Source organism: Rhodococcus sp. NPDC055112, from assembly GCF_053607505.1.
Window position 1 is genome coordinate 1 of record NZ_JBSGTR010000093.1, and the last position, 13,432, is coordinate 13,432.

Consider the following 13,432-nt stretch of genomic DNA (forward strand, 5'->3'; position numbering starts at 1 on the left):
CCGGAAGCTAAGCCCTCCAGCGCCGATGGTACTGCACTCGACAGGGTGTGGGAGAGTAGGACACCGCCGAACATAAATTGCGAATGCCTCGCATCACAGTCTTGAAAGAGACTGCGATGCGAGGCATTTCGCATTTCCGGGGCACGTTGAGCTCAATTAGGATCGCGGTGTGGGCGAGAACCTGATGGAAGCAATGGAACTCAATCTCGCGTCTCATGCGGCACACCTGCATCCCACGGTCGCCGGCGCGAGGGTGCACGAACCCGGTGACATCGTGATCGCGGACAGCGGCCTGGACGACGACACCTTCAATCTCGTGTGCCTGGCGCGCTTGGCGCCCGCCACGGCGCAGGCACGGGTCGAGGAGATTCTGGCCACGGTGCGCGCGGCGGGTCGTCCGTTCTCGTGGTGGGTTGCCCCGACCTCGACACCCGCGAAGCTGGGAGAGCTGCTGCGGGCGAGGGGACTTCAGCCGTCGGAGACGGAGCTGGCCATGACCGCGTCGATGACGGAGATCCCGTTGCACACGCCGCACCCGGACCTGAAGGTCGTGACCGTGACGAATCGCGAGCAGTTGCGTGACTATGCGGAGCTGATGGCCAGGAACTGGACGTCGCCCTCCCCGGCGGTGTTGGACTACTTCGACGCCGCGGGTCCGGCGATCCTGAGTGGCGAATGTGCCAGCATCTTCGTCGTCGGTTATCGCGCCGGGGAACCGGTGGCGGGGGCGGAGATTCATCTGGCCGCCGGAGTTGCCGGCCTCTACGGTGTGGTGACTCTCGAGGACCATCGCCGCAGGGGATACGGCACCGCGGTGACCCTGGCGGCGATCGGCCGCGCCAGAGCGGAAGGCGCGGAGCGCGTCGTGTTGCAGGCCTCCGTGGACGGTGCGCCCGTGTACGAGCGGATCGGATTCACCCCCGTCGGCACGTATACCGAATACGCGCTCTGACGGGGGTGAATCGTGTCCCAGGCCCGGCCCCTCAGACCCGGACCTGTTCGGTGAGCGCACGCCGGGCGTAGGCGCGTACGTCGGCGTCCGAGTCGTCGATCGCGATGCGCAGCACCTGTTGCGCCGCAGGATCTTCCGTCCAGGTGGTGAGCGTGAGCACGGCGGCCTTGCGGACATCGAGGTGCACGTCGCCGAGGGCCGCCTCCAGGGCGGGCACCGCGACCTCAGGGAGTGCACCGGCGAGGGCACGGGCCGCGCCCTGCCGGATCTGCCACGCCGATTCCGTCAGCCCCGCGACGGCAAGCGCGACATCTGTCTCGGTGAGGCGCAGTGAGGCGAAGGCCGCCAGCGCGGACGCGCGGACGAGGGGGTCCCGGTCGGAGGCGAGCGTGCGGACCGCCTCGAGACCGCCGAGGCCGATCGTCGCGAGCCCCTGGGCGCTGGCGATCCGCACCTCGCGGTTCTCGTCCTCGGCGGCGGTGGCCACCGTCTGCCAGTCGTTCAGTGACACCAGTGCGCGCACCGACTCGATGCGGACCCGATGGTCGACGTCGGCGAGCGCCGCCCGGTACTGCGGCGCGGTCCCGGTGCGCAGCGCTCGCAGAAGGTCGACCACGGTGGACCGGACGGTCGCGTCGCCCGAGGTCAGGTGGGGTGCCAGGCCGTCCGCCGAGGGCAGCACCTCGACCAGTTCGCGGAGTCCCTCCGCGGCCGCCCGGCGCACGCCTGCGTCCTCGTCGTCGAGCGCGGCGATCAGCAGGGCGTCGAACCCGTCGGGGGTGGCCTCGGTCAGGGTGGCGATGGCGGTGGAGCGCACCTGTGGGTCCGCGTCGATCAGATAGGGGCGCAGCTGCGCCGCGGTCGGACCGTCGAGCCCGAGGACCTCCACGATCCGGGGGGAGCGGGGCTCCACCCGTGCTGGGGTGGCGTCGACCCGAGAGGGGGACTCCACCGGCGCGCGCCCGCCCACCAGCGGCGGCTGCGTCACCGGCACGACCCGCTGATCACGGGGAGGAAGGTCGTCCAGTCCCGGGACCGACACGAAATACGGTGCCACGGGTCGCTTGAGGAACTCCATCTCACCCCCGGCACCCTTGTACAGGTTCAGGTGGTACCCCCAGTCGGAGTCGTCCTGGCCCGGCAGATCCGCCCGCTCGTGGTACAGGCCCCATCGGCTCTCGGTGCGGGTGAGCGAGCTGCGCGACGCCATTTCCGCGCAGTCCCGGATGAACGACACCTCCGCGCACCGCATCAGCTCGTGCGGACTCGTCGCCCCCATGCCCTCGATCTCCGCGGTCATCCGCTCGAAGGTCTCCACCGCGATCGACAGCTTGGTGGCCGTCTTCGGGGGCGCCACATAGTCATTGACGAACCGCCGCAGCTTGTACTCGACCTGTGGCTGCGGTGGTCCCTCGGGGTGCAGGAGCGGCCGGTAGATCAGCTCGTGCGCCTCGCGCAGCTGATCGGTGGGCAGTTCGGTCGGCGCCTCCACTGTGGGCAGGGTGCCGGTGGCGTGGGTCCCCGCCAGGTCCCCGTACACGAAGGCGCCGATCATGTAGTTGTGTGGCACGCAGGCCAGATCGCCCGCCGCGTACAGCCCGGGCACGGTGGTCGCGCCGTGCTCGTCCACCCATACGCCGGACGCCGAATGTCCACTGCACAGACCGATCTCGGAGATGTGCATCTCGATGTCGTGGGTGCGGTAGTCATGGCCACGATTCACGTGAAACGTTCCGCGCGTGGGCCGTTCGGTGGTGTGCAGGATGGACTCGAGCGTGTCAAGGGTCTCCGTCGGCAGGTGACTGACCTTGAGGTAGATGGGGCCGCGGGCGGATTCGATCTCCTGCTTGACCTCGCTCATCATCTGTCCCGACCAGTAGTCGGAATCGACGAATCGCTCGCCCTGCGCGTTGACCTGGTAGCCACCGAACGGGTTCGCGACGTACGCGCAGGCGGGTCCGTTGTAGTCCTTGATCAGCGGGTTGATCTGGAAGCACTCGATGCCGCTGAGCTCGGCCCCCGCGTGGTAGGCCATCGAATAGCCGTCGCCCGCGTTCGTCGGGTTCTCGTAGGTGCCGTACAGGTACCCCGACGCGGGCAGCCCGAGCCGCCCGCAGGGACCGGTCGCCAGGATGACGGCCTTCGCCCCGACCGCGACGAACTCCCCGGTGCGGGTGTTCAGCGCCGCCGCACCGACCGCCCGGCCCCGATCGGTCAGCACCCGCACCGGCATCAAACGGTTCTCGATCCGGATCTTCTCGCGCATCTTCCGCTGCCGCAGCACCCGGTACAGAGCCTTCTTCACGTCCTTGCCCTCGGGCATCGGCAGCACGTAGGAACCGGAGCGGTGCACCCGGCGGACCGCGTACTCGCCGTACTCGTCCTTCTCGAACTTGACGCCGTACTTCTCGAGCCGCTGCACCATCGCGAAGCCGCGGGTCGCGGTCTGATAGACGGTGCGCTGGTTCACGATTCCGTCGTTGGCGCGGGTGATCTCCGCGACGTAGTCCTCCGGCTCGGCCTTGCCGGGGATGACGGCGTTGTTGACGCCGTCCATTCCCATGGCCAGCGCGCCCGAGTGCCGCACGTGTGCCTTCTCGAGCAGCAGCACGTCGGCGCCGTTCTCGGCGGCCGTCAGCGCGGCCATCGTGCCCGCGGTGCCGCCGCCGATGACCAGTACGTCGCAATCGAGGCGGATGGTGTCGGCCAGGTCTGGGATGTCCATCAGTTCTCCGGGGTGTTCGTCGGGCCGATGCTCGTGTGGCCCAGCGCGGCCAGGACTTTCGTGCGGGCGGCCAGGGTGTCGGGGTGGTCGAGGGCGTCGCGGTCACGTGGCCGTGGCACGTCGACGATGGTGCGCAACGGGGCGCCGGCGCGCCCGAGCACCGCGACCCGGTCACCGAGCAGGACCGCCTCGTCGACGTCGTGGGTCACGAAGACCACCGTCGTCGGGTGCGTGCGCCAGGTCTCGACGAGCAGGCGTTGCATGGTCGCGCGGGTCTGGGTGTCGAGCGCCCCGAACGGTTCGTCCATCATCACGGCCCGGGGCGCACCGGCCAGGCCGCGCGCCAGCTGTACCCGCTGCCGCATACCGCCGGAGAGGCTCTTGGGCAGGAAGTCCCCGAAGCCGGTGAGCCCGACCTCCTCGATCCACCGCTCCGCGTCGCGCCTGCGCCCTGACCTCGGCTGTCCGCGAAGCGCAAGGGCGAGTTCGATGTTGGACCGGACGGTGCGCCACGGCAGGAGCGCGTTGTCCTGGAACACCACGGCGCGATCCCGCGAGGTGGTGGTGACGGCTGCTCCGTCCGCGAGGATGCGCCCGGAGTCCGGCGCCAGCAGCCCCGCCAGGCCCCGGAGCACCGTCGACTTCCCGCAGCCGGACGGCCCGGTCAGGACCAGGATCTCGCCGGGCAGGGCGGTCAGGGACAGGGAACGGACCACGGGGGTGCCGGTGTAGGACAGCGTGACGTCGTCCAGGGCCAGCGACATGCCCGCGGCGACCTTCTCTTCGCTTGTTGCCGTGGTCATCTGGTGTTCTCCCCTCGGGGCAGCCATCTGGTGACGCGGCGGCCGAGCAGCTCGACCGCCGCGGACGTCGAGAACCCGAGGATGCCGATGGTGATCATGCCGACGAACACGCCGGGGTAATCGACGATCGTGTATGCCTGCCAGGTGCGGTATCCGACTCCGAGCCGGCCCGAGATCATCTCGGCGGAGATCACACAGATCCAGGCGACCCCGATGCCGACGGACAGCCCGCTGAACACCCCGGGCAGGATCCCGGGGAGCACCACACGGCCGAGGACGTCCCAGCGGCTGCCGCCCAGGGTGCGCACGGAGTCCTCCCAGATGGTCGGGAGTGCCCGCACCGCGTGCCGGGTGCTGACCATGATCGGGAAGAAGGCGGCGATGAAGGTGATGAAGACGATGCCGGCCTCGTCGCTGGGGAACAGCAGGATCGCCACCGGCACGATGGCGATCGCCGGAATGGGCCGCGCCAGTTCGGCCAGCGGGCCGACGGTGTCGGCGAACGAGCGAGAGCGTCCGAGCGCGATGCCTACGGCCACTCCCGCCACCGTGGCGAGGCCGAACCCGGATACGATCCGGATCAGCGACTGACCGAGGTCCAGGTAGAAGAGGTCGGTCCGGAACTGTTCCCCGTATGCCGAGACGATCTCGGTCACCGTGGGCAGCGTGTCGAACCGCAGCCACAGGCGAACGTCGTTGGCCGTCAGCAACTGCCAGGCAAGGACCGCGGCGATCACCGAGGTGATCCGGATCGCACGGGACCGCCACCGAGCGGGCCCGTCGGTCCGGTTCACCGTGCCGGGGTCCGACGTCGCGCCCTCTGTCCGCCCGGCCGACGCCGGGGCGGATGCCCGGGTGCCGGGTGCGGTCACGGACGCGGTCACTGCCGGACCTCCTCGACAGCGCGGTCGTAGGTGATCGGGGCGCTCGCGGGGTTCTTCTGGAGGTAGCGGCCCGCTGCGGCCGCCGTGGTGAAGGGCAGGAAGCGCGCTCCGTCGCGCACCCACACCGCCTTGTCCGCGAACCAGCGGGTGCCCAGTTCCGCGTCGGGCACGTAGGCGGCCCGGATTCCCCTGCCCTCGGCGCGCGCCTTCTTGACCGAGCGCAGGAGGCACGTGGGGTCGGCCGCGGGCTGCGTCTGCGTCGCGCCCTCGAGCCACAGCTCGCCCGCCTGCGCGGGATCGGCGACGGGGAGTCCGCACACGGGATCCGATCCGGTCAGGGCGGTGGGGTTGGCCGTGACGTCCACCGCGGCGTCGTAGGCCTCGACGCCCTCGGCCGCGTAGGCGGCACGCAGCGGTGCGTCGTCCACGAAACCGTCGATGTTCAGGTCGGCGAAGTCGCCGATCGATTTCAGGTAGGGCACATCGGTTTTCAGGGCGTCGACCAGGTGGGGCTTGAGCGTCGGGTCGAACGAGGTGCCGCCGGGGCCGTTGTAGAGGTAGACCACCTCCTGCGGCAGTCCGCTCTGCTCGGCGACGATTCGTGACGCCTCGAGGGGCTCAGTGCGGATGAATCGGGTGGCGTCGAGCTGCGCGAGCAGGAAGGCGTCGAGCACCTCGGGGTGCTGCTCGGCGTACGACTCGCGCACCACAACCCCGTGCAGGGTCGGCCGGTTCAGCTCCGCGCCGTCGTAGAGCAGCTTCGCCTTGTCCTGGAACACCAGCAGGCCCGGCCACGCGACGAACTGTGACAGCGCGGCCACCTGCCCGGACTCGAGCGCGGAGGAGCCGACCTGCGGCTGCTGGTTGAGCACCTCGACTCCGGTGGCGGGGTCGAGGCCGGCGCGGTCGAGGGCCTGCACCAGGGTGCCGTGGCCGGCCGAGCCGACACTGGCGGACACTTTCTGCCCGGCCAGGTCGGCGAGCGCGGTCGCCTGCGAGTCCGGCGGCACCACCACCATGTTCAGCGCGCCCTTGGGGTTGTACCCGGTGACCGAGACGATCTCGGTCTTCGCGCGCGGGTTGGCCTGGGTCCGGGACCCGTTGATGAGCATCGGATAGTCGCCCATCGAACCGATGTCGATCTTCTCGGCGACCATCTGCGCGGTGATGGGTGCGCCGGTGTCGTAGTCCTGCCATTGCACGGAGTACGACGTCCCGGTCCGCTCGGTGACTGCAGCCAGGCGCTTCTCGAGATAGCCCTGTGCCTTGAGGAGGGTGCCCGCGGTCACGGTGTTGATCGTCTTGGACTGGTAGCCGATGACGACGGGCACGGCGTCAGCACCGGCGGTGCCGCCACCGGAGTCGCTGTCGAGGGAGCAGCCGGCGAGCAGCGCCGTGGTCAGGGCAGCGGCCATCGCCGCCGCGGGGATGCGGCGTTTCATGTTCGGGTCCTTGGTGGTCGGGTTGTCCGGTGCCTGGCGGCTAGCGGAGCAGGAAGGGCATGTTGACGGTGACTGCGCCGGTGGGACAGCGGGCCGCGCAGGGGCCGCAGTACCAGCACTCGTCGACGTGCATGAAGGCCTTGCCGTTGTCCGGGTTGATCGCCAGCGAGTCCAGCGGGCAGATCTCGACGCAGAGGGTGCACCCCTCGATGCAGAGCGACTCATCGATGGTGACGGGGACGTCGGCGCGTTGGTTGACCAGTGCCATCAGGTCAGCTCCCATGGTTGGTTCGTGCGGAAGAGGTTGCCCCGCATGGTGATGCGGTCACCTCGCATGCGGATGTACTCGAGGTCGACGGGTCTGCCGTCGTCGAGGGTGGTGAGTCGTTCGAGTAGCAGCAGCGCGGCGCCCTCGGGGGCCTGCAGCGCGGCCGCGGTGTGGGCGTCGGCGTTGACGGATTCGATGGCCAGCTCGGCCGATCCGAGCGGCCTGCCGGAGACCTCCTCGATCAGGGCGAAAACGTCGTTGCCCGCGAGGTCGCGGCGCAGCAGTTCCTCGCCGAGGTCGGGGACGAGGTAGGTCAGGTCCAGGCTGAGCGGCAGGTCGCCGAGGTAGCGGAGCCGCTCGATGTAGACCGCGGGCTCGCCCCGGTCGAGCTCGAGGCGGCGCGCGACGGCGGGCGGAGGCACGAGGCGCAGGGCCGCGCGCACCTCGTTGCGCACCTCGCCGTGCTCGCGGAGCGTCTCCTTCAGACCGAGCAGGGTGTCGATGCCGTGATCGAACTTGCGCCCGGACACCTGGGTGCCGACCCGTGGCGCGCGGTCGATCAGGCCCTCGTCCTTGAGCAGCGCGAGGGCGGCCCGCACGGTGTTCCTGGAGACCGCGAACTCGACGGCGAGGTCGTGCTCGGGTGGCAGGGTGCCCGCGAACGCGCCGGCCAGGGTCTGCTGGCGCAGCACGTCCGCGACCTGGCGGGCCCGATCGGCGCGGGAGCGGCGGTTCGGCGGCGGCTCGATGGCTGCGTTCATCTTCTTCCCTCCCTCGGGGCCGGTGACCTGGACGAATGCCGACAGTAGTGGCGGTTTCGCGGGGTCATGGACGCTCACTTTGCGGCCGCCGGGGTGGTGAGGCGATTGCGCCACCAGCGGTGCGGGCGTACCTGGGCAAACGACGGGCCGGTGGACGATTGCGCCGCCGCGAGGGGGCGCGGCGGAGTTCGGATCACGCTGATCCGAATGTTCGGATTCGCCGCCCGGGCTCGGGCCCGAGTCGGACGGCGCCGGGGCGGGTTTATAGTTGCGTTGTGCAACAACGATCGACCGCGGCCGTCGCCCAGGTACACGAGGAGCTCGTGCACCTGGTCCGCCAGCTGATGACGGGTGAGCGTCCATCCGAGGGGCTGCCCACCTTCGCCCAGCACTCGGTGCTCTCGTATATCCAGCGCAATCCGGGATGCCGGGCGACCGAGATCTCCGAGGCATTCGGGGTACACCGGTCGACCGTGTCGCGGCAGCTGCGCGGATGCGTCGACGCCGGGTGGGTCCAGGCCGAACCGGGACCGATCCGCAGCGGGCATCCGCTCAGCCTCACGGACGCAGGCCGCGACGTCCTCGGGGACGCGGACCGGCGCCGCCGCGACGAGGTGGGGGAGCGGGTCCGGGATTGGTCGGACGCGGACATCGCCGACCTCGCCCACATGCTGCACCGGTTCCGCACCAGTACCGCAGACCATGACACCGACCAGAGCATCGGAGCAGACCCCCGTGCGTGAATTCACCACCAACGCCCAGTTCACCGTTGCGGACGACGACGCCCTCGTCCGTTCCGTCTACCGGCACGCGCAGGAGGCGCCCCAGCGGGTGCTGTTCAGCCGGCCGATCGGCGGCGACTGGGTCGACGTCACCGCGGCGGAGTTCGCCGAGCTGGTGGTCGGCGTCGCGAAGGGCTTGATCGCGGGCGGTGTGGCCCGAGGCGATCGGGTGATCCTGTTGTCGGCCACCCGGTTCGAATGGTCACTGTTCGACTTCGCGATCTGGGCGGCTGGTGCGGCCTCGGTGCCGATCTACGACTCCTCCTCTGCCGACCAGATTCGTTGGATCGCCGAGGATTCGGGTGCGGTGACGGCGATCGTCGAAACCGAACGGCACGCGTCGGCGTTCGACGGCTCCGGGCTGAGCGTGCGCCAGATCGACGACAACGCGGTGGGCGCGCTGATCGCGGCAGGCGCGCATCTCGACGACGCCGAGGTGCACGACCGGGTCGCGGCGATCCGGGCCGACGACCTGGCATCACTGGTGTACACCTCCGGCACCACGGGCAGGCCCAAGGGCTGCATTCTGACCCATCGCAACTTCCTTTCCGAGGTGCGCGGCATCCTCACCGCCAGCATCGGCGAGGTGGCCAAGCCGGGCAACCGGATGCTCACCTTCCTGCCGCTTGCCCATGTACTGGCCCGTGCCGTGTCCCTCGCGATGTTCGAAGCCGGTGGGGCGCAGGCGCATTGGTCGAACTTCAGCACCGTGGTCGGGCAGTTCGCCCGGTTCCAGCCGCACACGATCCTCGGGGTGCCCCGGGTCTTCGAGAAGGTCAGGGACTCGGCCGCACATAGCGCCGCGCAGGGCGGCGCCGTCAAGAAGGCGATCTTCGACTTCGCCGAGAAGACCGCGGTCCGCTACAGCGAGGCGCTCGATGCGGGCGGGCCGTCCCCGGTCCTCCGCGCCCAGCACTGGGTCGCGGACCGGCTCGTCTACTCGAAGCTCAGGGCCGCGCTCGGCGGGGAGTGCTGGTGGGCCATCTCCGGCGGCGGCGCGTTGATGCCCAGCCTCGGACACTTCTTCCGTGGCGTCGGCGTGCCGATCTACGAGGGCTACGGACTCACCGAGACCACCGCGGCACACTGCGTCAACATCCCGGGCGCGCACAAGATGGGTACCGTCGGGCGGCCGATGGGCGGCAACGGCGTTCGCATCGCGGCCGACGGCGAGATCGAGCTGCGTGGCGGTGTGGTGTTCGGCGGGTACTGGCACAACGAGCAGGCCACCGCCGACACCTTCGACGAGGGCTGGCTGCGGACCGGCGATCTCGGCGAGCTGGACGAGGACGGTTTCCTCACCATCACCGGACGGAAGAAGGACCTCCTGATCACGGCGGGCGGGAAGAACGTCTCGCCGGGACCGCTCGAGGATCGGATGCGCTCGCACGCCCTGATCTCGCAGGCCGTGGTCGTCGGGGACGCGCGGCCCTTCATCGCCGCGCTGCTCACCGTGGACCCGGACGTGTTCGCGCTGTGGAAGGCCGAGAACGGCAAGCCCGCCTCGGCGTCCGTCGCGGACCTGAGCGAGGACGGGGACCTGCGCGCCGCGCTGCAGCTGGTGGTGGACGACGCGAACAGCACCGTCTCGCATTCCGAGGCGATCAAGAAGTTCGCGATCCTGCACCGCGACCTCACCGAGGCCGACGGCGAGATGACCGCCACCCTGAAGATCAAGCGCAAAGTGGTCACCGAGCGCTTCGCCGACGAGATCGACGCGCTGTACCGCTGACCCGATTCGGCCGCGCGGCGCGGTTACCGGACTTCGCGGACGAGCGGGTACCGCGGCGTCGGATTCTCCAGCACCGGGTCCTGCCGGTCCTTGAGGTGACGATCGAACATCGCCGTGACGAGGCCGTCGATCGTCCTCGTCACCTCTTGTCGCGGGGCGGTGCCGAGGCTCAGGCCGCCCGGGATCTGGAAGGCCGGGAGGTCGGGCACGCTCTGCGGGACGAAGTGCTCGGCGTCGGTGAAGCTGGCGTGCCCGGTGTCGGCGATCGCGTAGACGCGACTCCACCCGCGGGGCGTCCGGAAGTACTGGTCCCAGAACCGTTCCCGCCCCTCGGGGCTGTCTGCGTGCAACGAGCTGATGACGCTCAACAGGGGGCGGGTGGTGCCCTCGGTGACGATCGGGCTCGGCGCCGTGCCGTAGAAGAGTGCGCCGTCGAGGTTCACACCGGCGTCGAGTCGGGGCTCGGTGCGCAGCACCTCGGCGGTGGCCGCGCCGCCCATCGAATGGCCGAACATGCCGATCCTGGACGGGTCGATGGCGTCGGCCAGACCCTCGGGGAGGGGTACCTCTGGGGCGTCCCCGCGGGCGAGTGACTCGACGACATCGATCACGAACCTGGCGTCGGCGACCCTGGTGTCGATGGCCTTGCGCAGGGTGGCGTCCGAGTACGAGTCGGTCATGCGCTGCGGAACGACCCGGCCGTCGGGGAAGACGGTGGCCAGGGCGTCGCCGGTGTGGTCGATGCTGATCACCACGTACCCGCGGCCGGCGAGGTGCTCGGCGGTCCCGGTCGAGAGCGTCCGGGGAATGTAGAACCCGGGGGAGAAGAGAACCACCGGCAGCGAGTGCCGTCCGCTCGCGGCAACGGGCGCATCGAGGTGGCCGTTCGTCTGGAGGCCGCTGCCGGGCAGGTACTCGGCGGGTTCGCGCCCGATCACCGCCGCGGCGGGGTAGGTGACGGTCACGGCGATTTCGCGCCGGGTGCCGGGCGCCCAGGGGTCCTCGCGGTCGCGGTCCACGAGGCTCAGGTCGGACACGCCGACCGCGGTGTCGCCGCCGGGCGTCGGCAGGATCGGCGCCGCGGACGCGGGGGAGCCGATGGCGACGCCGCCGAGCGCAATGGCCGCGACGAGCAGCGGGGCCAGCGGGGAAAAGTGCGCGCGCTTCACTGAGAACATCCCTCTGTCTGTCGGTGCCGGTGTCCTGGCGAACCGTAGTTGCCGGACACCGCACGTGGGGGAGCTACGAATTCGGATACCGAACAGGCTCTCCCGGCGGGTCGCCCTTGCGTCCGGCCCCGGTCGGGTGCAGTGTCGAGACCGGCACTCGCATCCGGGAGGACACATGACCAGCCCCGACCTCGGTTCCATTCTGCTTGCGAGCCCGGACCCCGACCGACTTCGGGACTGGTACTGCAGGGCATTCGACGCCACACCTACCCCGGACGGCGACGTCCGATTCGGGGGCGTCAGCGTCCTGTTCGACCAGCGCGACGACGTCTCGGAGAAGAACCCCGAGCCCGGCCGCACGATCCTCAACTTCCACGTGGACGACGCATCGGCGGTCGCGGCCCGCCTGGACGAGATGGATGCCGATTGGCTGGTCCGGCTCGAGGAACGCTCCGAGGGGATGCTCTTCGGGACGCTGATCGACCCGGACGGGAACTACTTCCAGGTCATCGAGCTCGGTGCGCGTTACCTGGCCGCCCGGGTACCCGCGCCGTCCACGACGCTGAACTCGGCGCCCTACAGCGGCTTCGCGGTCGACGACATCGCGGCGGCCGCGGCCTTCTACCGCGACACCCTCGGTCTGACCGTCACCGAGGAGTTCGGCCTGCTCACGCTGCAGGTCGGCGGGGGCAAGACGGTGCTGGTGTACCCGAAGGAGACCCACACCCCGGCGGCGTACACCATCCTGAATTTCCCGGTCGAGGACATCGATGCGGCGGTCGACGCGCTGCGCGAGCGGGGCATCACCTTCCAGCGGTACCCGGGGATGGAGGCCGACGAGCGGGGCATCTTCCGGGGTGACGGACCCTACATCGCCTGGTTCACCGATCCGGCCGGCAACATCCTCTCGGTGCTGCAAGAACGGTGATCTCGCGTGCTGTGGGCCACAGCGCGTCCGCATACACGTAAGGTGGAGGTCAGAGACCGAGTCGTGTCCGCGTCGCCCGTCGCCCCACTGCTCTCACATTTGCACGGGCTGAGCGGCACGGACGGACACCATGGAGAACACTGCCAGCCTGGGCATTCAGGCATTCATCTCGGAGGTCGTCCAGCGCGGTGGCCGCGCGGTCCGGCTCACCCACTCGCGGCGCAACCCGGTTCAGGTGTGGGGCGTCGGCGACGACAGTTGCGTGGTGCGGGTGCGAACCAAGCTCGACGGCGACTGGCAGGCGCGCAAGCAGGACGGCGCGTTGGACACCGATGACACCGGGTCCCAGTTCTGGGTGTTCGTCGACCTGGCCACCTCCCCGGAGGAGTACTTCGTCGTCCCGTCCGAGGAGGTCGCCGCCGACATCCACAGCGAGGTCGATCTGTGGGTGAAGGAGGTTCCCGGGCGCACGAGGACGGGCAGCCACGCCATCGCCGTCGAACGGGTGGAGCACGGCCGCGCACGCTGGGACCTGCTCGGGCTGTCCGACGTCAAGGACCCCACTCGCAAGCCCGTCGGCGCGGCGGCCGAGCCGAGCCGGCCGAAGCTGGTGCCGATCACCCGAACGAAGAAGTCCGCGGCCGTCGAGGAGGTCGTCGACGAGCGACTGCAGGTGGTCGCTGACTTCGAGGGTTACCGGCTCGTCGGCATGTACGACGAGCACACGGGCAGGCTCGAGATCACCCGCGGGCCGATGGAGGGCCGCCGCTTCGACAACCCGACCGTCGCTGCCAACGCCGTCGCCAGCCATATCAGTGGGGACGTCGAGTCCAGGGACGGGTGGACGTTCTGGCAGATCGACTGCGCCGATCGCGCGCCGCTGGGGTCCCGCCGAGCCGGATAGTCGCGGCGGACCAGCCCAGCAGCGGCATTCGCCGAGTGTGCACCTGCCGGCGGTCGCTCTCGGGCGATGCCCCGGCAGGTGC

The 13,432-nt window shown here is 69.9% G+C and carries 12 protein-coding genes; 5 read left to right on the forward strand and 7 right to left on the reverse strand.

Translation table 11 applies throughout. The annotated features are described in order from the left end of the window. The first annotated feature begins 169 nt into the window (after positions 1-169). Positions 170-952 carry a GNAT family N-acetyltransferase gene (locus ACWFRB_RS25325; RefSeq protein WP_452643977.1) on the forward strand — a complete coding sequence of 261 codons (783 nt, stop codon included), beginning with the start codon at positions 170-172 and terminating at the stop codon, positions 950-952. Positions 953-983: 31 nt separating this feature from the next. Here ACWFRB_RS25325 and ACWFRB_RS25330 read toward each other — a convergent pair whose 3' ends face one another. The 6 genes from ACWFRB_RS25330 to ACWFRB_RS25355 form a co-directional block, all read right to left on the reverse strand. After that, complete coding sequence (locus ACWFRB_RS25330) at positions 984-3,677, reverse strand: fumarate reductase/succinate dehydrogenase flavoprotein subunit (RefSeq protein ID WP_452643978.1); 2,694 nt, start codon at positions 3,675-3,677, stop codon at positions 984-986. Next, on the reverse strand, positions 3,677-4,480 hold the full coding sequence (locus ACWFRB_RS25335; protein ID WP_452643979.1) for an ABC transporter ATP-binding protein: 804 nt from the start codon (positions 4,478-4,480) through the stop codon (positions 3,677-3,679). The genes ACWFRB_RS25330 and ACWFRB_RS25335 overlap by 1 nt, the downstream gene beginning before the upstream one ends. Continuing rightward, positions 4,477-5,274 carry an ABC transporter permease gene (locus ACWFRB_RS25340; protein ID WP_452643987.1) on the reverse strand — a complete coding sequence of 266 codons (798 nt, stop codon included), beginning with the start codon at positions 5,272-5,274 and terminating at the stop codon, positions 4,477-4,479. The genes ACWFRB_RS25335 and ACWFRB_RS25340 overlap by 4 nt, the downstream gene beginning before the upstream one ends. Before the next feature lie 86 nt (positions 5,275-5,360). Then, positions 5,361-6,806, reverse strand: a complete 1,446-nt coding sequence (locus ACWFRB_RS25345) for an ABC transporter substrate-binding protein (protein ID WP_452643980.1) — start codon at positions 6,804-6,806, stop codon at positions 5,361-5,363. A gap of 40 nt (positions 6,807-6,846) precedes the next feature. Continuing rightward, complete coding sequence (locus tag ACWFRB_RS25350; RefSeq protein WP_027502301.1) at positions 6,847-7,074, reverse strand: 4Fe-4S dicluster domain-containing protein; 228 nt, start codon at positions 7,072-7,074, stop codon at positions 6,847-6,849. Then, positions 7,074-7,835 carry a GntR family transcriptional regulator gene (locus ACWFRB_RS25355; RefSeq protein ID WP_452643981.1) on the reverse strand — a complete coding sequence of 254 codons (762 nt, stop codon included), beginning with the start codon at positions 7,833-7,835 and terminating at the stop codon, positions 7,074-7,076. The genes ACWFRB_RS25350 and ACWFRB_RS25355 overlap by 1 nt, the downstream gene beginning before the upstream one ends. A 275-nt stretch (positions 7,836-8,110) precedes the next feature. Here ACWFRB_RS25355 and ACWFRB_RS25360 point away from each other — a divergent pair, with 275 nt between their 5' ends. After that, entirely contained in the window at positions 8,111-8,578 is a 468-nt protein-coding gene (locus ACWFRB_RS25360) for a MarR family winged helix-turn-helix transcriptional regulator (RefSeq protein ID WP_452643982.1), read from the forward strand. Further along, positions 8,571-10,349: an AMP-dependent synthetase/ligase gene (locus tag ACWFRB_RS25365; RefSeq protein ID WP_452643983.1), complete on the forward strand. Its 1,779-nt coding sequence runs from the start codon at positions 8,571-8,573 to the stop codon at positions 10,347-10,349. Before ACWFRB_RS25360 ends, ACWFRB_RS25365 begins: the two co-directional genes overlap by 8 nt. 23 nt (positions 10,350-10,372) lie before the next feature. On the opposite strand, the gene ACWFRB_RS25370 is transcribed toward ACWFRB_RS25365, so the two are convergent. Continuing rightward, positions 10,373-11,527, reverse strand: a complete 1,155-nt coding sequence (locus ACWFRB_RS25370; protein ID WP_452643984.1) for an alpha/beta hydrolase family protein — start codon at positions 11,525-11,527, stop codon at positions 10,373-10,375. A 166-nt stretch (positions 11,528-11,693) separates the two neighbouring features. Between ACWFRB_RS25370 and ACWFRB_RS25375 the strand changes: the two genes are divergently transcribed. Together ACWFRB_RS25375 and ACWFRB_RS25380 are read left to right on the forward strand one after the other, a co-directional pair. After that, positions 11,694-12,446, forward strand: a complete 753-nt coding sequence (locus ACWFRB_RS25375) for a VOC family protein (RefSeq protein WP_452643985.1) — start codon at positions 11,694-11,696, stop codon at positions 12,444-12,446. A gap of 130 nt (positions 12,447-12,576) precedes the next feature. Further along, a complete protein-coding gene (locus ACWFRB_RS25380; RefSeq protein WP_452643986.1) occupies positions 12,577-13,350 on the forward strand; it encodes a hypothetical protein in 774 nt (257 codons plus the stop codon). The last annotated feature ends 82 nt before the right edge of the window (positions 13,351-13,432 follow it).

Bases quoted from the DNA above. Each gene is read 5' to 3' on its own strand.
- ACWFRB_RS25350 (WP_027502301.1), bottom strand. From the start codon at position 7,074: ATGGCACTGGTCAACCAACGCGCCGACGTCCCCGTCACCATCGATGAG.
- ACWFRB_RS25380 (WP_452643986.1), top strand. From the start codon at position 12,577: ATGGAGAACACTGCCAGCCTGGGCATTCAGGCATTCATCTCGGAGGTC.
- ACWFRB_RS25345 (WP_452643980.1), bottom strand. From the start codon at position 6,806: ATGAAACGCCGCATCCCCGCGGCGGCGATGGCCGCTGCCCTGACCACG.
- ACWFRB_RS25330 (WP_452643978.1), bottom strand. From the start codon at position 3,677: ATGGACATCCCAGACCTGGCCGACACCATCCGCCTCGATTGCGACGTA.
- ACWFRB_RS25375 (WP_452643985.1), top strand. From the start codon at position 11,694: ATGACCAGCCCCGACCTCGGTTCCATTCTGCTTGCGAGCCCGGACCCC.
- ACWFRB_RS25335 (WP_452643979.1), bottom strand. From the start codon at position 4,480: ATGACCACGGCAACAAGCGAAGAGAAGGTCGCCGCGGGCATGTCGCTG.
- ACWFRB_RS25355 (WP_452643981.1), bottom strand. From the start codon at position 7,835: ATGAACGCAGCCATCGAGCCGCCGCCGAACCGCCGCTCCCGCGCCGAT.
- ACWFRB_RS25370 (WP_452643984.1), bottom strand. From the start codon at position 11,527: ATGTTCTCAGTGAAGCGCGCGCACTTTTCCCCGCTGGCCCCGCTGCTC.